The sequence below is a fragment of the Subtercola boreus genome, assembly GCF_003399625.1.
Classification (GTDB): Bacteria; Actinomycetota; Actinomycetes; order Actinomycetales; family Microbacteriaceae; genus Subtercola; species Subtercola boreus_C.
On record NZ_NBXA01000026.1, the window covers coordinates 129815 to 154989 of the forward strand.

Sequence of the window (25175 nt, forward strand, 5' to 3'; positions counted from 1 at the left end):
GCCGAGTGTCATACGGATCGTTCTGATGGTGCTGTGGTGGCCTCGAGCACAGCGGCGCGGGCCTCGAACGCCGAGTTCGCCGCCAGGGCGAGAGCGGCGAACTCCTGTGCCTGCTCGAGCGTGTAGAGCGCGAGCTCCGCACGCACGTCTGCAAGCGCAGCGGGTGACATCGAGAGCGACGTCACCCCGAGTCCCGTCAGAACGACGGCGAGCAGCGGGTCTGCCGCCGCCTCACCGCAGACGCCGACCGGCTTGCCGAGCGTCTGGCCGGCACGGCCGACCTCGCCGACGAGGCGGAGCACAGCCGGATGCCACGGATCCTGGAACGCCGCAACCGAACCCAGAAGACGGTCGGCTGCGAGCGTGTACTGGGTGAGGTCGTTGGTGCCGATGCTCGCGAAGTCCGCATCGGCGAGGATGCGGTCGGCGAGAAGAGCTGCCGAGGGCACCTCGACCATGACGCCGAGCGTGTTCAGCCCGAGTTCGCGGCCGAGAGCCGTGAAGTACCGCGTCTCCTCGACAGTCGAGACCATCGGGGCCATCACCCAGAGGTCAGCCTCTGTCACGGCCGCGGCATTGGCGAGCGCTGTGAGCTGGTCGCGGAGGATCTGCTCGTTCGCACGGAGGGCCCGCAGGCCCCGCAGACCGAGGGCCGGGTTCTCCTCGTCGGAGTCGTTCAGGAAGCTGAGCGGCTTGTCCGCTCCCGCGTCGAGCGCCCGCACGACGACCTTCTTACCGGGGAATGCCGCCAGAAGCTTGGTGTACTGCTCCTGCTGCGCCTCGACGCTCGGAGCCGAGGTCGAGTCGAGGAACAGGAACTCGGTACGGAAGAGCCCCACGCCCTCCGCACCCTTTGCCACCGCGTCGGCTGCGGCATCCGCGGAGCCGAGGTTCGCCAGCAGCGGCACGGTGGTTCCGTCGGCGAGCCTGCCGGCGCCGGTCGGCGCGACGGGACGGGCCTTCCGCTCAGCGAGGGTCTGCTCGGCGCGGGTCACTTCGTCATCGCTCGGGGAGGCCGTGATCGAACCCGTGCTCGCGTCGACGATGACGGTCTGGCCGTCGGTGAGCTCCAGCGCGCCGGCAGCGCCGACGACGGCCACGATCGCCTTGTCCCGGGCGAGGATGGCGGTGTGTGACGTTGGCCCCCCTTCGCTGGTGACCAGTGCGAGCACCTTGTCGAGGTCGAGCAGAGCTGTGTCGGCGGGAGCCAGGTCGCTCGCCACGAGCACGAAGGCGAAGTCGGGGTCGGGGATGCCCGGCGCGGGCACACCGCGGAGATTCGCGACGACCCGCTGCGAGACGTCATTGAGGTCGGTTGCGCGCTCGGCCATATAGCCGCCCATGCTCACCAGCAGATCGCGGAAACTCGCAAACGCTTCGAAGACGGCGCGCTCGGCGGTCAATCCGCCCTGCACTCGTGCCTCGACATCGTCGGCCAGAGTGGGGTCCTCCGCCATGAACGCCTGCGCCTCGAGAACGTCGTGCGCGGTGCCGCCTGCGCGCTCACCGCGAGCCCGGATGTCTGCGGCCGTCGCCTGGAGGGCAGCGGATGCGCGATCCAGCTCGGCGGCCGGAGTGAGCGTCGACGGGGTGGCCTCCGGCTCGGGCAGGGGTGCGGGCATCCGGACGACAGGGCCGATGGCCAGTCCCCGGCCGATGCCCGCACCGTGGAGCAGGGTGGTGGCGGAACTACTCGGCATCGAGGTCGCGCCCCAGCATCGCGGCGAGGTCGTCGAGGATCGCATCGGCGTTCGCGTCGTCGGAGGAGATGGTCACCGTGTCGCCCGACTCGATGCCGAGCGAGATGACGCCGAGGATGCTCGCAGCATTCACTGCCTTGCCGTCGCCCTTGGCGATGTTCACCTTCACGCCGGACTTGGCGACAGCCTGCGTGAAGAGCGAGGCGGGGCGAGCATGCAGCCCGTGCGACGAGGCGATCTGAGCAGTGCGTTCGGTCATGAGATGTTCTCCGTGGTTGTCGGGGTGGATGGTCGAGACGGGGCAGGCAGGAAGGCGGCGGCCGGGACGGGGGCGGCCGAGAGGACAGAGCCAGAGGCACGGAGGGTTTCGATCGCGAGGTCCAGTGCGGCCTCTTCACCACCGGCGCCGAAGACGTCCTCGGGCAGCAGTGCGGCTGGCACGTGGTAACCGGCAGCGATCTCTGTGAGAACCGACAGCTCGTCCGCTAGGTGCGGCCCGACCAGGAGCACGTCGATCCCGGGCATCCGGGAGTCGATCGCGGACTGGCTCACGGCCTTGACGGTGGCCTCGAATCCCCGGGCCTTCGCCGCCTGGCGCATGCGGTGGGCGAGGAAGGTACTGGAGGCGCCTGCACCGCAGACGACAAGGATGTTCTTCACGGTTCTCGCCTCCTTGCGCGATCGTGCGGGCCGCATCCAACAGGCCCCGAAACAGGTACTCAGGCAAGTCTGCTGAAAACGAGCCGTGTGTTCCAGCAGAAAACTTTCCGCCCCCCGCGGAAAGCGCCGTGAGATTCGGCCTGTAGAGTTTCAGGCCATGAGCGACAGACGTCAACGGTTGCTCGACTTCCTCGCCGAGAACGACGGCTGGACGACGTCGAGCCAGCTCGCCGACCGTCTGGGAGTGACCACCCGCAGCGTCCGGAGCTATGTCACGGCGGCGAAGGCCGCGGCAGAACCGCTCGACATCATCTCGTCGTCGGCCGAGGGCTACCGGCTGAACCGTGACGCCTACGCGAACTGGCTGGGCCGCCCGGACTCACCGCGCGACCGGCTGCACCACGTCGTGCGGCGCCTGAACGAGTCGACGGACGGGGTCGACGTCTACGAGCTCGCCGCCAGCCTCTTCGTGAGCGAGTCGACCATCGAAGCCGATCTCCGGAAGGCCAGGCCGCTCCTCGAAGAGGCCGGTCTCACGCTGGCTCGCCAGGGCAGCATCGTCTCGGTCCAGGGCGGCGAGGAGAACCGGCGGCGCCTCGTGAGCCGCATGTTCCGGGACGAGAGCGCCCGCGGCTTCATCGAGGTCGAGCGCATCCAGAAGGAGTTCGGATCGGCCAACCTCACGGCCTTCAAGACAGATCTGCTGGCACTGCTCGACTCCGGCGGCTACTTCGTCAACGAATTCGGACTCGACAGCGTGCTGCTGCATGTGGCGATCGCGGTCGACCGCACCCAGAAGGACCTGGTGCTGGGGGCCGCGGATGTCGACCCCGGGGCATCCGTGCCGCCCGCCGAACTCGGGGCGGGCATCCATCGCCTCATGCGCACCCACTTCACGGTGACACTGTCGAACGCCGACCTCGACCACCTCGTGCTGCTTCTGACGACACGGGTGATCACGCCCGGGCACGACCTGCCCGTGGAGGAGCAGACGGACACACTCGGCCTCACCGACGACGTCGAGTTCGTGCGGAGGATCGCCCGGAAGGCCGGTGAGCAGTATCTCGTCGACCTCGACGGTGACGAGTTCGCCGTGCGTCTCGCCCTGCACGTGCGGAACCTCGTGGCGCGGGCGCGGGTGAGTTCGTACTCGCGCAACCCGATGACGCGCTCGATCAAGACCTCGTACCCGATGACCTATGAACTCGCCGTCTTCATCGCCAGCGAGATCCAGCGCAAAGAGTCCATCACGATCAACGACGACGAGATCGCGTACATCGCCCTGCATGTCGGATCCCACCTCGAACGCCAGGCCCGGCGCGAAGAGATGGTCACCTGCACCCTGATCTTCCCGAACTATTACGACATCCACCTGATGATGCTGCGGCGGCTCGAAGAAGCGCTCGGCGAAGATGTACGGGTCGAGAAGATCATCACCCGCACCGATGTGGACCGTTCGGAGATCACCACAGACCTCACCATCACGACGGTGCCGGCGCTCGCCCTCGGCGACAACGCGGTGCTGGTGCAGACGTTCCTGACCGACGACGACATCGACACGGTGCGCCGAGCGGTACGCCGGGTGCGCCGGCACCAACGACGCCGGCAGTTGAAGGACGACCTGCTGCTCTACTTCAGCGAAGACCTCTTCGTGCGGAACCTCGCGGCGGTCGATGAGGTCGACATGATCACCCAGTTGGGCGACCGGATGCTCGCGCAGGGCATCATCGACCAGCCCTACATCGACGGGGCGATCGAACGTGAGCGGATGTCGTCGACCGCCTTCACCGACTCCGTCGCCGTTCCGCATTCGATGCTGATGAGCGCGAACCGCACCGCGATCGCAATCGCTGTGAACGACCGGGCCATGGACTGGGGCGAGAACCGGGTGAACGTGATCGCGCTCATCGCCTTCTCCTCGAGCGGGCGCAACTCGTTCCAGAGCATCTTCGACCAGTTCGTCGAGGTCTTCTCCGAGCGGGACGACGTGCTGCAGCTGATTCGCGGGTCGACGGACTTCGCCGCGTTCATCGAGGAACTCGTGCACCTGATGGACAAGTGAGTGTCGGCGGAGAGCGCCTTGAACAGGCGCTCTCTCTCAGCCGGGCACGCAGCTAAGGGACAGGCACCGGGGTGATACCGAGCGGCGCGAGGTCGGCCGCTCCCCCGTCGGCCGCCGTGAGCACCCAGATGCCACCGGCGTGCACCGCCACGGAATGCTCCCAGTGGGACGACATGCTGCCGTCAGCCGTCGCGACCGTCCAGTCGTCGTCCCGCGTGAACGTGTCGATACCGCCGGCCGTCACCATCGGCTCGATGGCCACGACCAGGCCGGGCTTCACCTCGGGGCCACGAGCGCGCACCCGGTAGTTGAAGACGGGCGGCTCCTCGTGCATGCTGCGGCCGATGCCGTGCCCGATGTAGTCCGTCAGGATGCCGAACTGACCCTGGGACTCGATGTAGTCCTCGATGGCCTCGCCCACCTCGTTCAGGTGGCGGGCTGTCGCGAGCCGCGCGATGCCGTGCCAGAGCGACGCCCGCGTGACATCGCTGAGGCGCTGCCGCTCTGCGACGACATCCGGGCGCGTCGCATCGGGGAGTACGACGGTCACGGCGGAGTCTCCGCTCCAACCGCCCACGTCGGCACCGGAGTCGATCGACACGATGTCGCCGGGCTGCAGCACCCTCTCCCCCGGGATGCCGTGCACGACATCGTCGTTGACCGAAGCGCAGACGGTGTGCCGGTAACCGGGCACCATCTGGAAGTTCGATCGACCGCCGAGGGCACGGATCGCCGCATCGGCAGCACGATCGAGTTCGATCGTCGTCACCCCCGGGCGGATGATCGCGCGCACCGCATCGAGCGAGGCGAGCGTCACAAGCCCCGGCTCGACCATCAGCCGGAGTTCGGCCGGGGTCTTGTAGATCGACTTGCGGAACGCCACAGGCGGTCTCGCCTAGTTGAGCGTGAGCACGATGCCGCGCTCGAGCAGAGCGTCGGTGATCCGCGTGGTGACAGCATCGACAGAACCGAGGCCGTCGACAGTCACCACGAGGTCGCGGCTCTGGTAGAGGTCTATCAGAGGCGCGGTCTGCTCCTCGTACACATCGAGGCGATGACGGATGACCTCTTCGGTGTCGTCGCTCCGGCCCTGGTCGAGCGCCCGCTTCGAAAGCCGGGTGACGATCTCGTCGGAGTCGGCGACCAGCAGCACGACCACGTCGAGCGAGTGCCCGCCGGCAGCGAGGATGTCGTCGAGTTCGTCGACCTGCGCGGTGGTCCGCGGGTAGCCGTCGAGCAGGAAACCGCCCGCGACGTCTGCCTCGTGGAGCCTCGAGCGCACTAGGTCGTTGGTCAGGCTGTCGGGAACGTACTTCCCGGCATCCATGAACTCCTTCGCCTTCAGACCCAGCTCGGTCTCCTCCGCCACATTCGCGCGGAAGATGTCACCGGTCGAGATCGCGGGTACACCGCACGCCTCCGAGAGTCGGACTGCCTGGGTGCCCTTGCCCGCACCGGGCGGTCCGATCAGGAGGAGACGTGTCATCGCAGGAGTCCTTCGTAGTGCCGCTGCTGGAGCTGGGAGTCGATCTGCTTCACCGTCTCGAGCCCGACACCGACGATGATCAGGATCGAAGCGCCACCGAACGGGAAGTTCTGGTTGGCTCCGATCAACGAGAACGCGGCAAGGGGTATGAGTGCGATCAGCCCCAGGTAGACAGAACCGGGGAGCGTGATGCGGGTCAGCACATAGTCGAGGTATTCGGCCGTGGGCCTGCCCGCGCGGATACCGGGGATGAACCCGCCGTACTTCTTCATGTTGTCGGCGACCTCTTCGGGGTTGAAGGTGATCGCGACGTAGAAGTACGTGAAGCCCACGATGAGCAGGAAGTACAGCAGCATGTAGAGCGGGTGATCGCCCTTGGTCAGGTAGTTCGTGACCCAGGTCACCCACGCAGCGGGCTCCTGGCCCGCCTTCGGCTGGTTGAACTGAGCGATGAGGGCCGGCAGGTACAGCAGCGATGACGCGAAGATGACGGGTACGACGCCGGCCATGTTGACCTTGATCGGGATGTAGGTGTTGTTGCCGCCGTACGTGCGCCTGCCGACCATCCGTTTCGCATACTGCACGGGAATGCGGCGCTGCGACTGTTCGACGAACACCACTCCCGCCATGGTCGCGATGCCGATGACGAGGACTACGGCGAGGATCTCGACTCCCTGCTGCTGCCAGATCGACTGCAGCGAACCCGGGAAGCGGGCGGCGATCGAGGTGAAGATGAGGAGCGACATGCCGTTGCCGATGCCGCGCTCGGTGACGAGTTCACCCATCCACATGATGAGGCCGGTACCGGCGGTCATGGTGATGACCATCAGCATGATGGCGTACCAGGAGCTGTCCGTGATCAGGTTGCTGCACTGTGTCGTCGTGCTGTTGCCGAACAGGGCGCCGCTTCGCGCCACGGTGATCAGCGTCGTCGACTGGAGCACGCCGAGCGCGATCGTCAGGTAGCGCGTGTACTGCGTGAGCTTCGACTGACCGGACTGGCCCTCCTTGTAGAGGGTCTCGAAGTGCGGGATAACCACGCGGAGAAGCTGCACGATGATCGATGCCGTGATGTAGGGCATGATGCCGAGCGCGAAGATCGACAGCTGAAGCAGCGCCCCACCACTGAACAGGTTGACCAGTTCGTAGAGACCCGACGTGCTCTGGTTCGCGGCAAGACAGGCCTGCACGTTTCCGAAGTCCACGAAGGGTGCAGGAATGAAGGACCCCAGCCGGAACAGCGCGATGATGCCCAGCGTGAAGAGAATTTTCCGGCGGAGATCCGGAGTACGGAAGATCCTGCCGACGGCTCTGAACAAAAAAAGGCCTCCTGCTAGGTGGATACGAGACTTCTGCGGGCAGAATCCTCAACAGGAAAGAATTCCCACACAGACTCTACTCGATACTCCTCGGGCCGAGAGGCCAAAAGGGGCGGCTGCCCGAAGGTAGCCGCCCCCGCGACGAGCGTGGTGCAGTGTTACTTGACGGAACCGCCGGCTGCAACGATCTTCTGCTCTGCCGAGCTCGAGACCTTGTCGACCGTGACGTTCAGCTTGACTGCGATGTCGCCGTTGCCGAGAACCTTGACCATCTCGTTGTCGCGAACCGCACCCTTGGTGACGAGGTCGGCGATCGTGACGTCTCCACCCGAGGGGTAGAGCTCAGCGAGACGGTCGAGGTTGACGACCTGGTAGTACACCTTGAACGGGTTCTTGAACCCACGCAGCTTCGGCGTGCGCATGTGCTGCGGCATCTGGCCACCCTCGAACCCGAGACGCACCTTGTAGCGTGCCTTCGTGCCCTTGGTGCCACGGCCCGCGGTCTTACCCTTGGAGCCTTCACCACGACCGACACGCTGGCGGGCCTTCTTGGCACCCGCTGCGGGACGGAGGTGATGCACCTTCAGCACCTGCTCGCGAGCCTCGGCGGGAGCTGCGACGACCGTGGTGGTCTTCGCAGCGGCGTCGGTCGCGGCCGGAGCCTTCTTGACGGCGGCCTTCTTGGGGGCCGCTGCCTTCTTGGGAGCCGCTGCTGCAGCGGACTCGGTTGCTTCTTCAGCCATTAGTCAATCTCCTCGACTTTCACCAGGTGAGCGACGTGGCGAACGTAGCCGCGGTTCTGCGAGTTGTCCTCACGCACAACGAACTGGCCGATGCGGTGGAGGCCCAGGCTACGCAGAGTGTCGCGCTGGTCTTGCTTTTCGCTGATCTTGGATTTGATCTGCGTGATCTTCAGGCTCGTAGCCATCAGGCACCTGCCTTTGCGAGAGCGGCGGCCGCGTCGGCGTCTGCCTGGGCACGGAGCAGGCGTGGGGGCACGACCTGCTCGAGCGTCAGGCCACGACGTGCTGCCACGGCGCGGGGCTCTTCGAGCTGCTTGAGCGCCTCGACGGTCGCGTGGACGATGTTGATGGTGTTCGACGAACCGAGCGACTTGCTCAGCACATCGTGGATGCCAGCGCACTCCAGCACGGCGCGAACCGGGCCACCGGCGATGACGCCGGTACCGGCAGCAGCGGGGCGGAGCAGGACGACGCCTGCAGCAGCCTCACCCTGGACGGGGTGCGGGATCGTGTTGGCGACACGGGGGACGCGGAAGAAGTTCTTCTTCGCCTCCTCGACACCCTTCGAGATCGCGGTGGGCACCTCGCGGGCCTTGCCGTAGCCGACGCCGACCAGACCGTTGCCGTCACCGACGACGACGAGAGCGGTGAAGCTGAAGCGACGACCACCCTTCACCACCTTGGAGACGCGGTTGATGGTGACAACACGCTCGAGGAACTGGCTCTTGTCGGAATCGCGCGATCCGCGGTCCTTGTTCGGATTGCGCTCACGGCCGCCACGACGAGCCTCGCGGGGCTCGTTCTGGGCGGCAGCAGTGGTCTCGGTTGCGGGAGCCTCAGTCGCTGAGGCTTCAGTGCTCGTAGCGTCTGCCACGGTAGCTTCCTTTGCTTTTTCGTCGGTCACAGGTCCAGACCACCCTCTCGGGCGCCGTCGGCGACAGCCGCGACACGTCCGGCGTAGCGGTTGCCGCCACGGTCGAAGACGACCGCTTCGATGCCGGCAGCCTTGGCACGCTCGGCGACCAGTTCGCCGACCTTGCGGGCCTTCGCGGACTTGTCACCGTCGAAGACGCGCAGATCCGCTTCGAGTGTCGAAGCCGATGCGAGGGTGAAACCCTTGCTGTCGTCGACGACCTGCACGAACACGTGGCGGGCCGAACGGGTGACGACCAGGCGCGGACGCACCTCGGTGCCCTCGATCTTCTTGCGCAGGCGGTCGTGGCGACGGCCGCGTGCTGCGGCCTTGCTCTTGCCTCTAGTTCCAGTAGCCATGATTACTTACCGCTCTTTCCGGCCTTGCGACGAACGACTTCGCCGGCGTAGCGCACACCCTTGCCCTTGTAGGGCTCTGGCTTCCGCAACTTACGAATGTTGGCAGCTACTTCGCCGACAGCCTGCTTGTCGATACCGCTGACAGTGAGCTTGTTGACACCCTCCACCGTGAAGCTGATGCCCGCGGGCGGCTCGACGGTGATGGAGTGGGAGTAACCGAGAGCGAACTCGACGTTCGCGCCCTTGGCGGCAACGCGGTAACCGGTTCCGACGACCTCGAGGCCCTTGGAGTAACCCTCGGTGACACCGATGATCTGGTTGGCGATGAGCGTGCGGGTCAGACCGTGCAGCGAACGCGACTCGCGCTCGTCGTCGGGACGGGTGACCAGGATCTGGCCGTCTTCGACCTTCGCCTCGATCGGAGCCTTGACGGTGAGCGTGAGCTCACCCTTCGGTCCCTTGACCTGAACGAGCTGGCCGTCGATGGAGATGTCGACCCCCGCGGGGATCGGAATGGGGAGTCTGCCGATACGTGACATCAGTGATCACCACACGTAGGCGAGGACTTCCCCACCCACGCCCTTCTTGGAAGCCTGTCGGTCGGTCAGCAGACCGGACGACGTTGAGAGGATTGCGACGCCGAGTCCACCGAGAACCGTGGGGATCTCCGTCGACTTTGCGTAGACCCGGAGGCCGGGCTTCGAAACGCGCTTGATGCCCGCGATCGAACGCTCACGGTTCGGGCCGAACTTGAGGGCGAGGGTCAGCGTCTGGCCGACCTCTGCGTCTTTGACATCCCACGAGGCGATGTAACCCTCGCTCTTGAGGATGTCGGCGATGTGCGACTTGAGCTTCGAGTGCGGCATCGACACGGTGTCGTGGAATGCCGAGTTGGCGTTCCGCAGTCTGGTCAGCATGTCTGCGACCGGATCTGTCATTGTCATGGAAGTGGTGCCCTTCTGGCCTGGTTTCGACATCCTGTGCAAGGATGCCGACCTGTGGTCTTGGCCGGCTCAGCCGAGTTGCTGAGCCGGGTACTGCTGGTGTCGCGGTGGTGCAGGAGCAGAGAACTAGGCGTTCTCGGCGGTCTTGAACGGGAAGCCGAGCGCCTTGAGCAGCGCGCGACCCTCGTCGTCGGTCTTCGCGGTGGTGACGACGGTGATGTCGAACCCACGCACGCGATCGATCCTGTCCTGGTCGATCTCGTGGAACATCGACTGCTCGGTGAGACCGAAGGTGTAGTTGCCCGATCCGTCGAACTGGCGGTCGGAGAGACCACGGAAGTCGCGGATACGAGGAAGCGCCAGCGAGATCAGGCGGTCGAGGAACTCCCAGGCGCGGTCGCCACGAAGCGTGACGTGTGCACCGATGGGCTGGCCCTCGCGCAGCTTGAACTGGGCGATCGACTTGCGGGCCTTGGTGACCTGCGGCTTCTGGCCGGTGATCGCGGTGAGGTCCTTGACGGCCCCATCGATGATCTTGCCGTCGCGGGCTGCCTCACCGACACCGGTGTTCACAACGACCTTGATGAGGCCGGGAACCTGGTGGATGTTCGTGAAACCGAAGTCCTTCTTGAGCTGGGACATGATCTCGGTCTGGTACTTCTGCTTCAGGCGCGGCTGGATTTTGCCAGCGGGCGCTGCAGTTGCAGTGTCAGTCATTACAGGTCCTTACCTGATTTCTTGGCGTAACGAATGCGGACATTCTTGGTCACGCCGTCTTTGGTGACCTGCTCGACGCGGAAGCCGACGCGGGTCGGCTTCTTGGTCTCAGGATCGATGAGCGCCACATTCGACACGTGGATCGGGGCCTCGACGGTCTCGATGCCACCGGTCTTGGTGCCGCGCTGGGTCTGGCCGACGCGAACGTGCTTCTTCACGAAGTTGATGCCTTCGACGATGACGCGGTTCTTGTCGACCTGCACCTCGATGACACGACCCTGCTTGCCGCGGTCTCCGCCGCGAGCCTGGCTCTTGCCGGTGATGAGCTGGACGACGTCGCCCTTTTTGATGTTCGCCATGATTAAATGACCTCCGGTGCCAGCGAGATGATCTTCATGAAGCTCTTGTCGCGAAGCTCGCGGCCGACCGGGCCGAAGACACGGGAGCCGCGAGGCTCCTTGTCGTTGGCGCGGAGGATGACCGCTGCGTTCTCGTCGAACTTGATGTAGGAACCGTCGACGCGACGGGTCTCTTTCTTGGTGCGCACGATGACGGCTTTGACGACGTCTCCACGCTTGACGGTGCCGCCCGGGATCGCGTCCTTGACGGTGGCGACGATGATGTCACCGAGGCCGGCGTAACGGCGTCCTGAACCACCGAGTACACGGATGGTCAGCAGCTCTTTGGCGCCGGTGTTGTCGGCGACCTTGAGCCGGGATTCCTGCTGAATCACTTCTACTCCTTACGTAAGTAAGCGCGGGGGCGCTTACTTGGCCTTTTCGAGGATCTCGACCAGGCGCCAGCGCTTGGTGGCGCTCAGCGGACGGGTCTCGGAGATGAGCACCAGGTCGCCGATGCCAGCGCTGTTGGCCTCATCGTGCACCTTCACCTTGGAGGTGCGGCGGATGACCTTGCCGTACAGGGGGTGCTTCACGCGGTCTTCGACCTCGACGACGATGGTCTTCTGCATCTTGTCGCTCGTGACGTAGCCACGACGGGTCTTGCGGTAGCCGCGCTCCTGGACGGGCGCGGCAACAGTCTCGACGGGTGCAGCTGAAGCTGCCTCAGTCTTAGCCATTACTTGGCCTCCTCGGTTGACTCGGTTTCGATTGTCTTGGTGTCGACCTTCGCGTCGGCATCAGCTGCGTCCTCTGCAGGAGCGGCCTTCGCTTTGCGGGTCTTCTTGGGTGCAGCCTCGACCGCAGCGACCTCGACCGGAGCGGGCGTCGCACGGATGCCGAGCTCACGCTCACGCACGATCGTGTAGATGCGGGCGATGTCACGCTTGACGGCGCGGAGGCGGCCGTGGCTCTCGAGCTGGCCGGTGGCCGACTGGAATCGCAGGTTGAACAGCTCTTCCTTGGCCTTACGCAGCTCTTCGGCCAGGCGTGAATCTTCGAATGTGTCGAGCTCGACGGGGGTGAGCTCCTTGGAACCGATCGCCATTATGCGTCTCCCTCCTCGCGCTTGATGATGCGTGCCTTCAGAGGCAGTTTGTGGATGGCACGGGTGAGTGCCTCACGAGCGATGGTGTCACTGACACCACTGAGCTCGAAGAGCACGCGACCCGGCTTGACGTTCGCGATCCACCACTCGGGCGAACCCTTACCGGAACCCATGCGGGTCTCAGCCGGCTTCTTCGTGAGCGGGCGGTCGGGGTAGATGTTGATCCACACCTTCCCACCGCGCTTGATGTGACGGGTCATCGCGATACGAGCGGACTCGATCTGGCGGTTCGTCACATAGGCGGGCGTGAGGGCCTGGATGCCCCACTCGCCGAACGACACCTCGGTGCCACCGGTCGCCTGGCCGCTACGGCCGGGGTGGTGCTGCTTGCGGTGCTTGACTCTGCGTGGAATCAACATGGTTATGCCTCAACTCCTGCTGCTGCGACGGGCGCAGCGTCAGCCTTGGGTGAATCTGCGCGAGGGGCGGCCGAGCGCGGGGGACGACGGTCGTCGCCACCGCGGCGGTCGTCACGACGCTCGGGGCGCGATGACTTCTGGTTGGCCTGCTCGCGGGCGAGCTCCTTGTTGGTGATGTCGCCCTTGTAGATCCAGACCTTCACACCGATGCGACCGAACGTCGTACGAGCCTCGTAGAAGCCGTAGTCGATGTTGGCGCGGAGCGTGTGCAGCGGCACACGGCCTTCGCGGTAGAACTCCGAACGGCTCATCTCGGCGCCGCCGAGACGGCCGGAGACCTGGATACGCACACCCTTGACGCTCGGGAGGCGCTGTGCACCCTGCAGGCCCTTGCGCATTGCGCGGCGGAAGGCCACACGTGCGCTGAGCTGCTCGGCGATGCCCTGGGCGACCAGCTGTGCTTCGGCTTCGGGGTTCTTCACCTCGAGGATGTTCAGCTGGATCTGCTTCTTGGTGAGCTTCTCGAGGTCGGAGCGGATCCGCTCTGCCTCGGCGCCGCGGCGACCGATCACGATGCCCGGACGGGCGGTGTGGATGTCGACACGGACGCGGTCACGGGTGCGCTCGATCTCGATGCGGGCGACGCCTGCACGGTCGAGGCTCTTCGTGAGCAGGTTCCGGATCTTCACGTCTTCGGCGACGAAGTCGCTGTAACGCTGTCCTACCTTGGTGCTGTCAGAGAACCAACGCGACACGTGGTCGGTCGTGATGCCCAGACGGAAACCGTAGGGGTTTACTTTCTGGCCCATTACTTCTTCCCTGCCTTCTTGGAACCCTGAGCGGATGCTGCGACCTCATCGGGCGTCGAGAGGACGACCGTGATGTGGCTCGAGCGCTTCAGGATCTGGAATGCGCGTCCCTGTGCACGAGGCTGGAAACGCTTGAGGGTCGTGCCCTCGTCGACGAAAGCCGCCGAGACGAACAGATCCTGCTCGTCGAGGTAGCTGTTGTCCTTGTCGGCCTTGACCTTCGCGTTCGCGATCGCAGACTCGACGAGCTTGTAGACAGGCTCGCTTGCGCCCTGCGGGGCGAACTTCAGGATGGCCAGGGCTTCCATGGCCTGCTTGCCGCGAATCAGGTTGACGACGCGACGAGCTTTCATGGGGGTGACGCGGATGTGACGCACGCGTGCGATCGACTCCACCATTTCTCTCCTCCTTCCGTCACCGCGTTAGCGGCGACGACCCTTCTTGTCGTCCTTCACGTGGCCGCGGAAGGTACGTGTCGGCGAGAACTCGCCGAGCTTGTGACCGACCATGGTCTCCGTGATGAACACGGGGATGTGCTTCCGACCGTCGTGGACGGCGATCGTGTGACCCAGCATTGCCGGGATGATCATCGACCGGCGTGACCAGGTCTTGATGACGTTCTTGGATCCAGCTTCGTTCTGTACGACGACCTTGCGGAGCAGGTGGTCGTCAACGAAGGGCCCCTTCTTGAGACTGCGTGGCATCTTCTCGACTCCTACTTACGCTTCTTGCCGACGTTGCGGCGACGAACGATGAGCTTGTCGCTCTCTTTGTTGATGTGGCGGGTGCGGCCCTCTTTCTGGCCCCACGGGCTGACCGGGTGACGTCCACCGGAGGTCTTGCCCTCACCACCACCGTGCGGGTGGTCGACCGGGTTCATCGCGACACCACGAACCGTGGGCCGGACGCCGAGCCAGCGCTTGCGGCCGGCCTTGCCCCAGTTGATGTTCGACTGCTCGGCGTTGCCGACCTCGCCGATCGTTGCGCGGCAGCGAGCATCCACGTTGCGGATCTCACCGGAGGGCAGACGGAGCTGCGCGTAGGGGCCGTCCTTCGCCACGAGGCGAACGGAGGCACCGGCGGATCGCGCCATCTTGGCGCCCCCGCCCGGCTTCAGCTCGATCGCGTGGATGACGGTACCCACGGGGATGTTCTTCAGCGGCAGGTTGTTGCCGGGCTTGATGTCAGCCCCGGCGCCCGACTCGATGATGTCGCCCTGGCTCAGCTTGTTCGGGGCGATGATGTAGCGCTTGGTGCCGTCGACGAAGTGCAGGAGCGCGATGCGAGCCGTGCGGTTCGGGTCGTACTCGATCTCGGCGACACGGGCGTTCACGCCGTCTTTGTCATTGCGCTTGAAGTCGATGACGCGGTACTGGCGCTTGTGGCCACCACCGATGTGACGGGTCGTGATGCGGCCGGCGTTGTTACGACCACCGGTCTTGGGGAGCGGGCGGAGCAGCGACTTCTCCGGCGTGGTGCGGGTGATCTCAGCAAAATCTGAGACCGACGAGCCACGACGACCGGGGGTGGTCGGCTTGTACTTGCGAATAGCCATGTTTTTATCCTCTGGATTCCGACTCAGCCAACAGCCGTGAAGATGTCGATGGTTCCGGACTTCAGGGTGACAATGGCACGCTTGGTGTCTTTGCGCTTTCCCAGGCCGAACTTGGTGCGACGGGTCTTGCCGATCTTGTTCATCGTGTTCACCGAGGCGACCTGGACGTTGAAGATCTTCTCGACCGCGAGCTTGATCTCGGTCTTGTTCGACGTGGGCGCCACGATGAACGTGTACTTGCCCTCATCGATCAGTCCGTAGCTCTTCTCAGAGACGACCGGCGAGATGATGATGTCGCGGGGATCCTTGTTGTTGCCGCTCATGCTGCAACCTCCTCAGTCTTGCTCTTCGTCTTCGAGGCGATGAAGCCGTCGATGGCGCCCTTGGTGAAGACGATGTCGTCGCTCACCAGAACGTCGTAGGCGTTCAGCTGGTCATAGGTCAGCACGTGCACCTCGGGGAGGTTCCGCACGCTCTTCACGGCGATGTCGTCGCCGCGCTCGATGACGACGAGGACGTGCTTGGACGTCGCGATCTTCGTCAGGAGCTCGATGGCCGTCTTCGTGGACGGCACCGGGCCGAGCGTGAGGGAGTCGACGACGTGCACGCGGCTGCCACGGGCACGGTCGGAGAGAGAACCGAGCAGTGCTGCCGCGATCATCTTCTTCGGGGTGCGCTGGTCGTAGCTGCGCGGGGTCGGGCCGTGCACGATGCCACCACCGGTCATCTGGGGGGCGCGGATCGAGCCCTGGCGGGCGCGACCGGTTCCCTTCTGCTTGAACGGCTTGCGGCCGGCACCGGAGACTTCGCCCCGGCCCTTGACCTTGTGGGTGCCCTGGCGCGCAGCAGCGAGCTGAGCCACGACGACCTGGTGGATGAGCGGCACATTGGTGGCCACGTCGAAGAGCTCTGCGGGGAGCTCGACGGTGCCGGCCTTGTTGCCCTTGGCGTCGATGATGTCGACAGTGGTGATGTTCGCGTCAGTCATGGACTACGCCCCCTTCACTGCGGTACGGACGAATACGAGACGGCCACGGCCGCCGGGAACGGCGCCCTTGACGAGGATGAGGTTCTTCTCGGCGTCGACCGAGTGCACCACGAGGTTCAGCACAGTGACACGCTCGCCACCCATGCGCCCTGCCATGCGCATGCCCTTGAAGACACGGCTGGGGGTCGAGGAGGCTCCGATGGAACCGGGCTTGCGGTGGTTGCGGTGCGAACCGTGGGAGGAGGAGACACCCTTGAAGTTGTGACGCTTCATGACACCGGCGAAACCCTTGCCCTTGCTGGTGCCGACGACGTCGACCTTCTTGCCGGCCTCGAACACGCCGTCGACAGTGAGTTCCTGTCCGATCGTGTACTCGGCGGCGTCAGCGGTGCGGATCTCGGTGACGTGACGGCGAGGCGTGACGCCCGCCTTGTCGAAGTGACCGGTCTCGGGCTTGTTCACCTTGCGGGGATCGATCTGGCCCGCGGCGATCTGAACGGCTTGGTAGCCGTCGACCTCGGGGGTGCGGATCTGGGTGACGACGTTCGGGGTGACCTGAACGACGGTGACGGGGATGAGACGGTTGTTCTCGTCCCACACCTGGGTCATGCCGAGCTTGATGCCGAGCAGACCTTTGGAAGTCTTGGTTGTGTTTGCCATCAGTCGTCCTACAGCTTGATCTCGATGTTGACATCGGCCGGGAGATCGAGGCGCATCAGCGAGTCGACAGCCTTGGGCGTCGGGTCGATGATGTCGATGAGGCGCTTGTGTGTGCGCTTCTCGAAGTGCTCGAAGCTGTCCTTGTACTTGTGGGGCGAACGGATGACTGCGATCACGTTCTTCTCCGTCGGCAACGGCACGGGGCCGACGACGGTTGCTCCTGCGCGAGTGACTGTGTCGACGATCTTGCGCGCCGAGCTGTCGATGACCTCGTGGTCATACGACTTAAGTCGAATGCGGATCTTCTGTCCCGCCATGTTTGACTCATCTCTCTTGTCTTGCGTCTTACGCTCGGGAGATTGTCCCTCGTCGCATTGGACGCGATTATCACTCTTGTTCTGTCAAGACCCGCCCGGACGCACAGCGGAGAGCTGGGTTCTGAGGGGGTGTTTCAAGCCGTGTCCTGCTACCCGCGGCCTAGCCCTACAAGATCGAGGATCCATAGCTATGCACTGCCTGGTAGTGATGCGGGCACACTTCCACCCGTATTACTGAACTATGAGAGTCTGCCACATGGAATGGCCTCGTGCAACCCGGGCGTGTCGCGTCGGCGTGTCGCGTCGTTACTGGGCGAGCGGCACCTGGGACCGTGCTCGCACCCGCCAGTCGACGCCCGCCAGAATCGCGGTGAGAAGTGCCAGGATCCCGACCAGCGGGGCGATGACGTCCACGGAGACGGCCAGGCCGAGCGCCGTGGCGAGAACACCCGCTCCGATGGCCGTCCCGGCTTGGAAGAGGTAGGAGAACAGGTAGAGCGCCGAGAGCGTCGCCCCCCGGTGCCGGGGCTCGGTCGCCCGACTGATCAGGCCGAGCCCGCCCATGAAGACGAGCGAGTAGCCGACGCCGCCGACGATGCACCAGAGCAGGAACAGGGCGATCGACCCCGTCGACGCGCACAGTTCGAGAAGGGCCAGTCCACCCAAGGAGACCACAGCCCCCACGATCACCGCCAGATGCGAGTGGATGCGCTGCAGCACGATTGCCGTGATGCCGATCATGATCGACGAGATCGCCAGGAGCGCACCGATCACCAGCAGGTTCGTGGTGCCGGTGAGTTCCCGGGCGATCGACGCTCCGAGGGAGAGGAAGACGGCTCCCACCGAGTAGGCGACAGACACGGCGAGGGTCGCGACCACGAAGACGCGGAGAGCAGGCCTCGGCACGTGCAGCGCCTGCGGGCGCCAGGGGGTGACCCGGGCATCCGGAGCCTGCTGGGGCATCATGAAGACGGCGACGAACACCACGCCGCTGAGGAACACCAGAACCCCATAGCTGAGCTGTTCGGGTAGGGGCGCATACTGCGCCAGCGACCCGGACACGAGGAGGGCGAGCGTGAGACCGAGTGCGGTGGAGGCCGTTGTGAGCGAACTGGCCAGGCGGGGGTTCGATGAGGTGTTGTTCTCCACGAGCGAGGCGCTGGCGGCCCCGATGGCAAGCCCCGCCCCGGCACCCTGGAGGGCACGGCCGATGTACAGCCACGCGACATCCGGAGCCGCTGTGAAAACCAGTCCCGACACGAGGATCAGCCCGACACCCGCGAGCATGGCACGACGCCGGCCGATCGTGTCCGAGATGCTGCCGAACACGAGCAGCACGACCAACAGCACGACGGGGTAGGTCGCGAAGATCGTCGTGATCACCGTCGACGACAGCTCCCATTCGGCGGCGTAGGTCGGGTAGAGCACCGACGGGGCCCCACTCGCCCAGAGGCACAGGGCCAGCACCGAGGCGGACGCCCAGAAGGAGCCACGCTTCGAGAGCCGGGAGATTCGTGGGGTCATCCGCTCACCCTACTCCGCTCAGTTGGAATAGCGAATCTAGGCGGGGAGGATCTATCCTGATGGAGTGAGCACTCCCCCGAAGACCCCGGCGCGACCCGCGAAGGAACACGCCTGCTCGATCCACCGCAGCCTCGACATCGTCGGGGAGAAATGGTCGCTGCTGATCATTCGGAACGCCTTCCGTGGCCAGACGAAGTTCTCGGAGTTCCGCGACGCGCTCGGCGTGCCGAGCGACATCCTCACCGCCCGCCTGGCGACCCTGGTGGAAGCCGAAGTGCTCGAGCGACGCGCGTATCGTGAGCCGGGGGCGCGCGAGCGCTCGAGCTACCACCTCACCGAGCGCGGCCGCGCGCTGAAGACGGTTCTCGTCGCGCTCCAGGAATGGGGGGACTCCTACACCCCCTGGCCGGGTGGACGTGTCTCCCTGGTGCAGCGGGCAGGTACCGGCGACCACGTCGGGCTGGCCTTCGTCGACGAAAAGGGTGCGGCCGTCTCTCCCGACGAGGTCGCCCTCGTTCCGGGCCCCGCCGCCGGCACGACATGGTGAACCACCACCGTGCGCCGGCGTCCCGCTATTCGTAGAGCAGGGCGCGGAGTTCGGACTCGGCAGACGCCAGCCGGGCGGGGTCGATGGTGAGGCCCTCGGTGTACTTGTCGACGAGGCGCGGGTCGACGTAACTGTTCTTCGCGATGGTCGGGGTGTTGCTGAGCACTGCAGCCGCATCGCGCATGCTCTGGGCGAGCGCACGCTTCCGCCTGTACTCGGTGGGTTGCGGGCCGGCCTTCGCGAGACTGACCGCGGCGGCGAGCGTGCCGTGGAGGGTACGGAAGTCCTTGGCAGTGAAGTCTCCCCCGGTCTGCTCCTTCACGTAGGCGTTGATGTCGAGGGCGCCGAGCGGATGCCAGCGACCCCGATCATCCCGGTACGCCAACAGGTGAGCGTTCGGGCCGCGACGCTTCAGCCCGCCGACGATGCGCGCCAGTTCGGCGTCACGGATGTCGGACTCCCAGGCCTGCCCGCTCTTGGCCGGGAACGCGAGGTGCACGACGTCGCCCCGCACCGCGACGTGCGCGCAGAGGAGCGTGGAGAGGCCGTAGCTCCCGTGCTGCTCGGCGTAGCGCTCACTGCCGACCCGCAGCGAGCCCTGATCGAGCAGCCGGAAGGCCGTGGCGGACGCACGCTCCCGGTCTGGATGCTCGTGCCGGAGATCCATCGTGACCTTCCGCCGGGCGGGCGGCAGCGACTCGGCGAGGCTGAGCGCCCTGTCGAACTTGATGCGGTCATTCTGCTCACGCCAGGTCGGGTGGTAGATGTACTGTCGGCGGCCCGCGGCGTCGATACCCGTGGCCTGGATGTGGCCGTTCGCATGCGGGGCGATCCAGACGTCGGTCCACGCGGGTGGAATAGCGAGGTGCTCGATGCGGGCGCGGAGCTCCGAGTCGCGGAGCGTGGCGCCGTCGACATCCTGGTACGTGAAGCCCGTGCCGGCCCGCAGCCGTCGCAGCCCCCTGCCGCTCGAATCGCTCCGCCGCAACCTGACCATCCCCCGACCCTACCGCCGACCGCCCGCGCCCGCGCCTCTCGCTCTCGCCCTCGACGCCGGCGCCTCCCGGCCCCGCGCCCGTGAGCGCGACTCCATCTGCCGAGGGGGCGCCGCCAGGCAGTTGCGCTCAGCAGAGCCAGCCGCTCTCACCGGGCTGGTCGGAGCCGTGGTACTCCGGCACCGGAAAGGAGGGACGCGAGTCGCTCTGAATGCTCGAGTTCGGGCCAGCCCCAGCGCACAAAACGGTAACCCCGGTCTCGAAGGTGATCCTCACGGCGTTTCTCGCGGTAGACCGCCTCTCCAGGCGTCAGGCTCCCCAGGTATTCGGGCTTGAGGTACTTGCCCTTGCCGTCGAACTCGCCGATCAGCCGCAGTTCCGGCCACTCGAAGTCTGTGTAGTACCGCCCGCCGAGCGGATTCGGATGCTCGGTCTGCAGTCGAGCGGGCACGAAGCCGAGTTCGGCAATCCGGAGCCTGCTCCATGACTCGCCGGGGTTCGCCGCGCCACCATCGGAGAATTCGACCACCCAGCGAGCTCTTGCGGTGCCCCGCTTCGTCGTGACGCGTCCGAGCTGGTGGCACAAGTCGGCCTTCGTGGTGCTGCCTGCTTCGTTCGGACGACGGCGGAGAGCGCTGTCGACGGCCGCGAGAGACTGCATGGCCGAAGCTGTCCGCGCCAGGTCGATCAAGGTTCTTGCTGGGCTGGTGAGCGTCAGTCCGCGGTGGCTGCTGAGATCCTCGGGTGGCACGAGGTCGCGATGCACGCGCACACCGGGACCGTTGTGCGCGCTTGGGCCGGTCATGGTGGTGAGATGCACTTCGGTCGGGAAGGCACCGATCCGGGGGTATCCCCAGACCGCCGCCGCGGACTCCCCTGAGACGATCATCGGGTTTCGACGCACGAGAAGCGCGGCGTGAAGACGAGCCAGGTGACGGGATTCGGAGTCCCATCGCTTCCACTCCCCGAGCGGCGCGTAGACGCCGGGCTGAAGACGGAGGAGGTCAGGTCGGCGGGAGTAGGGGCGCACATGCGCGTCGACGTGCGGACGGTCGCAGCCAAACAGGAGGGCTGCGCGGATGCTGAGGCTTTCGGCGAGGTTCATCGCTCCAGCGTCGGCTGTCACTGAACCCCGAACACCCGCCGGCCACGATCTGTGGACAACGCCGCGCCCGGGCGCCCTGTGCACGACGCTGTCTGCGGCGGCGAGCCAGCGACGCGTGGCGGTGAGAGCGTCCTTACACGCTGAGAGCGAGGCGCAGGGCGATCGCGCTCAGCAGAACGGCTCGCACTCACGAGAAAGCCAGGGGTGGCGAGGCGGGCGCCCGCGAGGAGGAGGGGTTGGTGGAGGGTTTGACGCAACCGGAGATCACCCGCAGACGCTGGGCCTTGACGAGAGCTGGGCCTTGACGAGAGAACTGAGCCTTGACGAGAGAGCTGAGCCTTGACGCAAGAAGGGCCGCACCCCCTGAGGAGTGCGGCCCTTCTTGCGGTGTCGCCCGGAGGGCGAACCAGTGGTGCTGGGACTACTTGGTGACCTTGGTCACCGTTCCGGCGCCGACGGTGCGGCCACCCTCACGGATGGCGAAGCCGAGGCCCTCCTCCATCGCGATGGGCTGGATGAGCTCAACGCTGATGTCGGTGGTGTCGCCGGGCATGACCATCTCGGTGCCCTCGGGCAGCGTGATGACGCCGGTGACGTCGGTGGTGCGGAAGTAGAACTGCGGGCGGTAGTTCGTGTAGAACGGGTTGTGACGGCCACCCTCATCCTTGGAGAGGATGTAAGCGGTGCCCTCGAAGCCGGTGTGCGGAGTAACCGAACCGGGCTTGACGACAACCTGGCCGCGCTCGACGTCTTCGCGCTTGGTGCCACGAAGGAGCAGACCACAGTTCTCGCCGGCCCAGGCCTCGTCGAGCTGCTTGTGGAACATCTCGATACCCGTGACCGTGGTCTTCTGCGTCGGGCGGATACCGACGATCTCGACCTCGGAGTTGATGGCGAGGGTTCCGCGCTCTGCGCGGCCCGTGACGACGGTTCCACGACCGGTGATCGTGAAGACGTCCTCGATGGGCATGAGGAACGGCTTGTCCTTGTCGCGGATCGGGTCGGGGATGGAAGCGTCGACCGCGTCCATCAGCTCTTCGATCGACTTGGTCCACTCGGGGTCGCCCTCGAGCGCCTTGAGTGCGGACACACGGATGACCGGGGCGTTGTCGCCGTCGAAGTTCTGGCTCGAGAGGAGCTCACGAACCTCGAGCTCGACGAGCTCAAGGATCTCTTCGTCGTCGACAGCATCGGACTTGTTCAGCGCGACCAGCAGGTAGGGCACGCCCACCTGGCGGGCGAGCAGAACGTGCTCGCGGGTCTGAGCCATGGGGCCGTCAGTGGCGGCCACGACGAGGATCGCGCCATCCATCTGAGCCGCACCGGTGATCATGTTCTTGATGTAGTCAGCGTGACCCGGGGCGTCGACGTGGGCGTAGTGACGCTTCTCGGTCTCGTACTCGATGTGCGAGATGTTGATCGTGATACCACGCTGCTTCTCTTCGGGCGCAGAGTCGATCTGGTCGAAGTTGAAGGTCTTGTTGTACGCCGGGTACTTGTCAGCCAGAACCTTGGAAATGGCCGCGGTGAGCGTGGTCTTTCCGTGGTCGACGTGACCGATTGTTCCGACGTTTACGTGCGGCTTAGTCCGCTCGAACTTGGCCTTGGCCACTGGGTCCTCCTCAGGACTTTCATGCTGAGCGGCCGATCGAGAGTGTCGACCGGCTGCTCAGCGGGGTGTTGATTAGTTATATTACTAGGCCCGGGAGGGGCCGGCAGGCGAGTGTGTTACTCGCCCTTGTTCTTCTGGATGATCTCGTCGGCAACTGCCTTCGGAACCTCCGCGTAGCTGTCGAACGTCATCGAGTACACGGCGCGGCCCGAGGTCTTCGACCTCAGGTCACCGACGTAACCGAACATTTCGCTCAGCGGGACGTTAGCACGGATGACCTTCACGCCGGTGGCATCCTCCATGGACTGGATCTGGCCACGACGGGAGTTGAGGTCGCCGATGACGTCGCCCATGTACTCCTCGGGCGTGCGCACCTCGACGGCCATCAGCGGCTCGAGGAGAACGGGGCTCGCCTTGCGAGCCGCCTCCTTGAACGCCATGGTGCCGGCGATCTTGAACGCCATCTCCGAGGAGTCGACATCGTGCGATGCACCGTCGAGCAGAATGCCCTTGACACCGACCATCGGGTAACCGGCGAGCACGCCGACAGCCATGGCTGCCTGCATTCCCTGGTCGACCGAGGGGATGTACTCGCGCGGCACGCGGCCACCCGACACCTTGTTCTCGAACTCGTAGACCTTGTCGGCCGTCACTTCAAGAGGCTCGATCGAGATCTGGATCTTGGCGAACTGACCCGATCCACCCGTCTGCTTCTTGTGCGTGTAGTCGTGCTTGTCGACCGTGCGGCGAATCGTCTCACGATAGGCCACCTGGGGCTTGCCCACGTTGGCCTCGACGTTGAACTCACGACGCATGCGGTCGACCAGGATGTCGAGGTGGAGCTCGCCCATTCCCTTGATGACGGTCTGGCCGGTGTCCTGGTTCTGCTCGGTGCGGAAGGTCGGATCCTCTTCGGCCAGCTTCTGGATGGCCAGGCCCAACTTCTCCTGGTCAGCCTTCGTCTTCGGCTCGATCGCGACCTCGATGACGGGCTCGGGGAAGGTCATCGACTCCAGCACGACCGGGTGCGCCGGGTCGGCCAGGGTGTCACCGGTGGTGGTGTCCTTCAGGCCGATGACGGCGTAGATGTGACCGGCCGTCACGGAGGGGACCGGGTTCTCCTTGTTGGCGTGCATCTGGAAGATCTTGCCGATGCGCTCCTTCTTGCCCTTGGTCGCATTGATGATCTGCGCACCCGAGTCGACGTGACCCGAGTAGACGCGGATGTAGGTCAGGCGACCGAAGAAGGGGTGGACCGCGACCTTGAACGCCAGAGCGGCGAACGGGTCGGTGGAGTTCGCGCCGCGGGAGATGATGATCTCCTCGTCGCGCACGTCGTGTCCTTCGACACTCGGCACGTCGAGCGGGCTCGGCAGGTAGTCGACGACGGCATCCAGCATCGGCTGGACGCCACGGTTCTTGAACGCGGAACCGCAGAGGACCGGGTAGATCTCGCTGTTGACCGTGAGCTTGCGGATGGCAGCCTTGATCTCGGCGACAGAGAAGTCGATGTCACCGGAGAGGTAACGCTCGAGCAGCTCGTCGCTGGTCTCGGCAACGACCTCGATGAGCTTCTCGCGGTACTCCGCTGCCTGCTCGGCCAGGTCGGCCGGGATCTCCTCGATCTCGTACTTCGCACCGAGCTCGACGTCACCCTTGGAGTCGCCACGCCAGGTCAGCGCGCGCATCTCGACGAGGTCGACGACACCCTCGAAGCTCGACTCAGCACCGATGGGGAGCTGGATGACGAGCGGGCGGGCGCCGAGGCGCTTGACGATGGTGTCGACGGTGAAGTAGAAGTCGGCGCCCAGCTTGTCCATCTTGTTGACGAAGCAGATGCGGGGCACGTCGTACTTGTCGGCCTGGCGCCACACGGTCTCCGACTGGGGCTCGACGCCCTCCTTGCCGTCGAAGACGGCGACGGCACCGTCGAGCACGCGGAGCGAACGCTCCACCTCGACCGTGAAGTCCACGTGGCCGGGGGTGTCGATGATGTTGATCTGGTTGTTGTTCCAGAAGCACGTGGTGGCAGCGGACGTGATCGTGATGCCACGTTCCTGCTCCTGCGCCATCCAGTCCATGGTGGCTGCACCGTCGTGCACTTCGCCGATCTTGTGGGTGATACCCGTGTAGAACAGGATGCGCTCGGTAGTGGTGGTCTTGCCGGCATCGATGTGGGCCATGATGCCGATGTTGCGGACCTTGTTCAGGTCGGTAAGCACGTCCTGTGCCACGGATTTCCTCCGATTGGATTGCTGCGGGATAAAGCTGAATCGAGCTTTACAGGTGAGTGGT

General features: G+C 65.2%; 33 protein-coding genes. 2 read left to right on the top strand and 31 right to left on the bottom strand.

Annotated elements, in window-relative coordinates; all coding sequences use genetic code 11:
- Positions 1 to 8 precede the first annotated feature (8 nt).
- From ptsP to B7R21_RS14055, 3 genes are read right to left on the bottom strand one after another with little or no spacing between them, the layout of a single operon-like run.
- Entirely contained in the window at positions 9 to 1700 is a 1692-nt protein-coding gene (gene ptsP, locus B7R21_RS14045; RefSeq protein ID WP_116283873.1) for a phosphoenolpyruvate--protein phosphotransferase, read from the bottom strand.
- Positions 1690 to 1959, bottom strand: coding sequence for an HPr family phosphocarrier protein (locus tag B7R21_RS14050; RefSeq protein WP_116283874.1), 270 nt, complete (start codon positions 1957 to 1959; stop codon positions 1690 to 1692). The genes ptsP and B7R21_RS14050 overlap by 11 nt, the downstream gene beginning before the upstream one ends.
- A complete protein-coding gene (locus tag B7R21_RS14055) occupies positions 1956 to 2360 on the bottom strand; it encodes a PTS sugar transporter subunit IIB (RefSeq protein WP_116283875.1) in 405 nt (134 codons plus the stop codon). The genes B7R21_RS14050 and B7R21_RS14055 overlap by 4 nt, the downstream gene beginning before the upstream one ends.
- Before the next feature lie 157 nt (positions 2361 to 2517).
- Between B7R21_RS14055 and B7R21_RS14060 the strand changes: the two genes are divergently transcribed.
- Positions 2518 to 4422, top strand: a complete 1905-nt coding sequence (locus B7R21_RS14060; protein WP_116283876.1) for a BglG family transcription antiterminator — start codon at positions 2518 to 2520, stop codon at positions 4420 to 4422.
- A gap of 52 nt (positions 4423 to 4474) precedes the next feature.
- Here the strand turns inward: B7R21_RS14060 and map are convergent, their stop codons facing one another.
- The 24 genes from map to B7R21_RS14180 all read right to left on the bottom strand — a co-directional run bounded on the left by map (position 4475) and on the right by B7R21_RS14180 (position 18621).
- Positions 4475 to 5305 carry a type I methionyl aminopeptidase gene (gene map / locus B7R21_RS14065; protein ID WP_116283877.1) on the bottom strand — a complete coding sequence of 277 codons (831 nt, stop codon included), beginning with the start codon at positions 5303 to 5305 and terminating at the stop codon, positions 4475 to 4477.
- 12 nt (positions 5306 to 5317) lie between these two features.
- The gene (locus B7R21_RS14070) at positions 5318 to 5908 is read right to left on the bottom strand and encodes an adenylate kinase (RefSeq protein ID WP_116283878.1); all 591 of its coding nucleotides are present in this window, start codon (positions 5906 to 5908) and stop codon (positions 5318 to 5320) included.
- Positions 5905 to 7227: a preprotein translocase subunit SecY gene (secY, locus tag B7R21_RS14075; protein WP_116283879.1), complete on the bottom strand. Its 1323-nt coding sequence runs from the start codon at positions 7225 to 7227 to the stop codon at positions 5905 to 5907. Before secY ends, B7R21_RS14070 begins: the two co-directional genes overlap by 4 nt.
- A 158-nt stretch (positions 7228 to 7385) precedes the next feature.
- Complete coding sequence (rplO, locus tag B7R21_RS14080; protein ID WP_116283880.1) at positions 7386 to 7970, bottom strand: 50S ribosomal protein L15; 585 nt, start codon at positions 7968 to 7970, stop codon at positions 7386 to 7388.
- Positions 7970 to 8155, bottom strand: a complete 186-nt coding sequence (gene rpmD / locus B7R21_RS14085) for a 50S ribosomal protein L30 (protein WP_104242488.1) — start codon at positions 8153 to 8155, stop codon at positions 7970 to 7972. The genes rplO and rpmD overlap by 1 nt, the downstream gene beginning before the upstream one ends.
- A complete protein-coding gene (rpsE, locus tag B7R21_RS14090; protein WP_116283881.1) occupies positions 8155 to 8844 on the bottom strand; it encodes a 30S ribosomal protein S5 in 690 nt (229 codons plus the stop codon). The genes rpmD and rpsE overlap by 1 nt, the downstream gene beginning before the upstream one ends.
- Before the next feature lie 26 nt (positions 8845 to 8870).
- Complete coding sequence (gene rplR, locus B7R21_RS14095; RefSeq protein ID WP_116283882.1) at positions 8871 to 9242, bottom strand: 50S ribosomal protein L18; 372 nt, start codon at positions 9240 to 9242, stop codon at positions 8871 to 8873.
- 2 nt (positions 9243 to 9244) lie between these two features.
- The gene (gene rplF / locus B7R21_RS14100; RefSeq protein ID WP_116283883.1) at positions 9245 to 9781 is read right to left on the bottom strand and encodes a 50S ribosomal protein L6; all 537 of its coding nucleotides are present in this window, start codon (positions 9779 to 9781) and stop codon (positions 9245 to 9247) included.
- Between the two features lie 6 nt (positions 9782 to 9787).
- Positions 9788 to 10186, bottom strand: coding sequence for a 30S ribosomal protein S8 (gene rpsH / locus B7R21_RS14105; RefSeq protein ID WP_116283884.1), 399 nt, complete (start codon positions 10184 to 10186; stop codon positions 9788 to 9790).
- 126 nt (positions 10187 to 10312) lie between these two features.
- The gene (gene rplE / locus B7R21_RS14110; protein WP_116283885.1) at positions 10313 to 10903 is read right to left on the bottom strand and encodes a 50S ribosomal protein L5; all 591 of its coding nucleotides are present in this window, start codon (positions 10901 to 10903) and stop codon (positions 10313 to 10315) included.
- Positions 10903 to 11262, bottom strand: a complete 360-nt coding sequence (rplX, locus tag B7R21_RS14115) for a 50S ribosomal protein L24 (protein ID WP_116283886.1) — start codon at positions 11260 to 11262, stop codon at positions 10903 to 10905. Before rplX ends, rplE begins: the two co-directional genes overlap by 1 nt.
- 2 nt (positions 11263 to 11264) lie before the next feature.
- Positions 11265 to 11636, bottom strand: coding sequence for a 50S ribosomal protein L14 (gene rplN / locus B7R21_RS14120; protein WP_116283887.1), 372 nt, complete (start codon positions 11634 to 11636; stop codon positions 11265 to 11267).
- A 33-nt stretch (positions 11637 to 11669) separates the two neighbouring features.
- A complete protein-coding gene (gene rpsQ / locus B7R21_RS14125) occupies positions 11670 to 11981 on the bottom strand; it encodes a 30S ribosomal protein S17 (protein ID WP_116283888.1) in 312 nt (103 codons plus the stop codon).
- Entirely contained in the window at positions 11981 to 12349 is a 369-nt protein-coding gene (rpmC, locus tag B7R21_RS14130; RefSeq protein ID WP_116283889.1) for a 50S ribosomal protein L29, read from the bottom strand. Before rpmC ends, rpsQ begins: the two co-directional genes overlap by 1 nt.
- Complete coding sequence (gene rplP / locus B7R21_RS14135; protein WP_116283890.1) at positions 12349 to 12768, bottom strand: 50S ribosomal protein L16; 420 nt, start codon at positions 12766 to 12768, stop codon at positions 12349 to 12351. Before rplP ends, rpmC begins: the two co-directional genes overlap by 1 nt.
- A gap of 2 nt (positions 12769 to 12770) precedes the next feature.
- Positions 12771 to 13577 (bottom strand): 30S ribosomal protein S3, encoded by an 807-nt coding sequence (rpsC, locus tag B7R21_RS14140; protein WP_116283891.1) that lies wholly within the window; start codon positions 13575 to 13577, stop codon positions 12771 to 12773.
- Positions 13577 to 13975, bottom strand: coding sequence for a 50S ribosomal protein L22 (gene rplV / locus B7R21_RS14145; protein ID WP_116283892.1), 399 nt, complete (start codon positions 13973 to 13975; stop codon positions 13577 to 13579). The genes rpsC and rplV overlap by 1 nt, the downstream gene beginning before the upstream one ends.
- A gap of 24 nt (positions 13976 to 13999) precedes the next feature.
- Positions 14000 to 14281, bottom strand: coding sequence for a 30S ribosomal protein S19 (gene rpsS / locus B7R21_RS14150; RefSeq protein WP_104242462.1), 282 nt, complete (start codon positions 14279 to 14281; stop codon positions 14000 to 14002).
- 11 nt (positions 14282 to 14292) lie between these two features.
- Positions 14293 to 15132, bottom strand: a complete 840-nt coding sequence (gene rplB / locus B7R21_RS14155) for a 50S ribosomal protein L2 (protein ID WP_116283893.1) — start codon at positions 15130 to 15132, stop codon at positions 14293 to 14295.
- A 23-nt stretch (positions 15133 to 15155) separates the two neighbouring features.
- Complete coding sequence (rplW, locus tag B7R21_RS14160; protein ID WP_116283894.1) at positions 15156 to 15455, bottom strand: 50S ribosomal protein L23; 300 nt, start codon at positions 15453 to 15455, stop codon at positions 15156 to 15158.
- Positions 15452 to 16120, bottom strand: coding sequence for a 50S ribosomal protein L4 (gene rplD, locus B7R21_RS14165; RefSeq protein ID WP_116283895.1), 669 nt, complete (start codon positions 16118 to 16120; stop codon positions 15452 to 15454). The genes rplW and rplD overlap by 4 nt, the downstream gene beginning before the upstream one ends.
- 3 nt (positions 16121 to 16123) lie before the next feature.
- On the bottom strand, positions 16124 to 16780 hold the full coding sequence (gene rplC, locus B7R21_RS14170) for a 50S ribosomal protein L3 (protein WP_116283896.1): 657 nt from the start codon (positions 16778 to 16780) through the stop codon (positions 16124 to 16126).
- 8 nt (positions 16781 to 16788) lie between these two features.
- On the bottom strand, positions 16789 to 17097 hold the full coding sequence (rpsJ, locus tag B7R21_RS14175; RefSeq protein ID WP_104242452.1) for a 30S ribosomal protein S10: 309 nt from the start codon (positions 17095 to 17097) through the stop codon (positions 16789 to 16791).
- A gap of 306 nt (positions 17098 to 17403) precedes the next feature.
- Positions 17404 to 18621: an MFS transporter gene (locus B7R21_RS14180; protein ID WP_253259819.1), complete on the bottom strand. Its 1218-nt coding sequence runs from the start codon at positions 18619 to 18621 to the stop codon at positions 17404 to 17406.
- A gap of 64 nt (positions 18622 to 18685) precedes the next feature.
- Here B7R21_RS14180 and B7R21_RS14185 point away from each other — a divergent pair, with 64 nt between their 5' ends.
- Positions 18686 to 19168: a winged helix-turn-helix transcriptional regulator gene (locus B7R21_RS14185; RefSeq protein WP_253259820.1), complete on the top strand. Its 483-nt coding sequence runs from the start codon at positions 18686 to 18688 to the stop codon at positions 19166 to 19168.
- 25 nt (positions 19169 to 19193) lie between these two features.
- On the opposite strand, the gene B7R21_RS14190 is transcribed toward B7R21_RS14185, so the two are convergent.
- The 4 genes from B7R21_RS14190 to fusA all read right to left on the bottom strand — a co-directional run bounded on the left by B7R21_RS14190 (position 19194) and on the right by fusA (position 25114).
- Positions 19194 to 20165, bottom strand: coding sequence for a DNA topoisomerase IB (locus tag B7R21_RS14190; RefSeq protein WP_116283897.1), 972 nt, complete (start codon positions 20163 to 20165; stop codon positions 19194 to 19196).
- Positions 20166 to 20311: 146 nt separating this feature from the next.
- On the bottom strand, positions 20312 to 21268 hold the full coding sequence (locus tag B7R21_RS14195; RefSeq protein WP_147305897.1) for a hypothetical protein: 957 nt from the start codon (positions 21266 to 21268) through the stop codon (positions 20312 to 20314).
- Positions 21269 to 21689: 421 nt separating this feature from the next.
- A complete protein-coding gene (gene tuf, locus B7R21_RS14205; protein ID WP_116283900.1) occupies positions 21690 to 22880 on the bottom strand; it encodes an elongation factor Tu in 1191 nt (396 codons plus the stop codon).
- Between the two features lie 116 nt (positions 22881 to 22996).
- The gene (fusA, locus tag B7R21_RS14210; protein WP_116283901.1) at positions 22997 to 25114 is read right to left on the bottom strand and encodes an elongation factor G; all 2118 of its coding nucleotides are present in this window, start codon (positions 25112 to 25114) and stop codon (positions 22997 to 22999) included.
- Positions 25115 to 25175 lie beyond the last annotated feature (61 nt).

What these genes read in the sequence shown, in the direction of transcription:
- rpmC (WP_116283889.1), bottom strand. Translation starts at nt 12,349, where the DNA reads ATGGCGATCGGTTCCAAGGAGCTCACCCCCGTCGAGCTCGACACATTC.
- rpsQ (WP_116283888.1), bottom strand. Translation starts at nt 11,981, where the DNA reads ATGGCTAAGACTGAGGCAGCTTCAGCTGCACCCGTCGAGACTGTTGCC.
- rplX (WP_116283886.1), bottom strand. Translation starts at nt 11,262, where the DNA reads ATGGCGAACATCAAAAAGGGCGACGTCGTCCAGCTCATCACCGGCAAG.
- rpsC (WP_116283891.1), bottom strand. Translation starts at nt 13,577, where the DNA reads ATGGGCCAGAAAGTAAACCCCTACGGTTTCCGTCTGGGCATCACGACC.
- rplE (WP_116283885.1), bottom strand. Translation starts at nt 10,903, where the DNA reads ATGACTGACACTGCAACTGCAGCGCCCGCTGGCAAAATCCAGCCGCGC.
- rpsS (WP_104242462.1), bottom strand. Translation starts at nt 14,281, where the DNA reads ATGCCACGCAGTCTCAAGAAGGGGCCCTTCGTTGACGACCACCTGCTC.
- rplB (WP_116283893.1), bottom strand. Translation starts at nt 15,132, where the DNA reads ATGGCTATTCGCAAGTACAAGCCGACCACCCCCGGTCGTCGTGGCTCG.
- rplR (WP_116283882.1), bottom strand. Translation starts at nt 9,242, where the DNA reads ATGGCTACTGGAACTAGAGGCAAGAGCAAGGCCGCAGCACGCGGCCGT.
- rplO (WP_116283880.1), bottom strand. Translation starts at nt 7,970, where the DNA reads ATGGCTGAAGAAGCAACCGAGTCCGCTGCAGCAGCGGCTCCCAAGAAG.
- rpsJ (WP_104242452.1), bottom strand. Translation starts at nt 17,097, where the DNA reads ATGGCGGGACAGAAGATCCGCATTCGACTTAAGTCGTATGACCACGAG.
- B7R21_RS14190 (WP_116283897.1), bottom strand. Translation starts at nt 20,165, where the DNA reads ATGGTCAGGTTGCGGCGGAGCGATTCGAGCGGCAGGGGGCTGCGACGG.
- rplC (WP_116283896.1), bottom strand. Translation starts at nt 16,780, where the DNA reads ATGGCAAACACAACCAAGACTTCCAAAGGTCTGCTCGGCATCAAGCTC.
- B7R21_RS14180 (WP_253259819.1), bottom strand. Translation starts at nt 18,621, where the DNA reads ATGACCCCACGAATCTCCCGGCTCTCGAAGCGTGGCTCCTTCTGGGCG.
- B7R21_RS14050 (WP_116283874.1), bottom strand. Translation starts at nt 1,959, where the DNA reads ATGACCGAACGCACTGCTCAGATCGCCTCGTCGCACGGGCTGCATGCT.
- B7R21_RS14060 (WP_116283876.1), top strand. Translation starts at nt 2,518, where the DNA reads ATGAGCGACAGACGTCAACGGTTGCTCGACTTCCTCGCCGAGAACGAC.
- B7R21_RS14195 (WP_147305897.1), bottom strand. Translation starts at nt 21,268, where the DNA reads ATGAACCTCGCCGAAAGCCTCAGCATCCGCGCAGCCCTCCTGTTTGGC.
- rplP (WP_116283890.1), bottom strand. Translation starts at nt 12,768, where the DNA reads ATGTTGATTCCACGCAGAGTCAAGCACCGCAAGCAGCACCACCCCGGC.
- rpsH (WP_116283884.1), bottom strand. Translation starts at nt 10,186, where the DNA reads ATGACAATGACAGATCCGGTCGCAGACATGCTGACCAGACTGCGGAAC.
- rplV (WP_116283892.1), bottom strand. Translation starts at nt 13,975, where the DNA reads ATGGTGGAGTCGATCGCACGCGTGCGTCACATCCGCGTCACCCCCATG.
- B7R21_RS14070 (WP_116283878.1), bottom strand. Translation starts at nt 5,908, where the DNA reads ATGACACGTCTCCTCCTGATCGGACCGCCCGGTGCGGGCAAGGGCACC.
- rpmD (WP_104242488.1), bottom strand. Translation starts at nt 8,155, where the DNA reads ATGGCTACGAGCCTGAAGATCACGCAGATCAAATCCAAGATCAGCGAA.
- rplF (WP_116283883.1), bottom strand. Translation starts at nt 9,781, where the DNA reads ATGTCACGTATCGGCAGACTCCCCATTCCGATCCCCGCGGGGGTCGAC.
- ptsP (WP_116283873.1), bottom strand. Translation starts at nt 1,700, where the DNA reads ATGCCGAGTAGTTCCGCCACCACCCTGCTCCACGGTGCGGGCATCGGC.
- rplD (WP_116283895.1), bottom strand. Translation starts at nt 16,120, where the DNA reads ATGACTGACGCGAACATCACCACTGTCGACATCATCGACGCCAAGGGC.
- rplW (WP_116283894.1), bottom strand. Translation starts at nt 15,455, where the DNA reads ATGAGCGGCAACAACAAGGATCCCCGCGACATCATCATCTCGCCGGTC.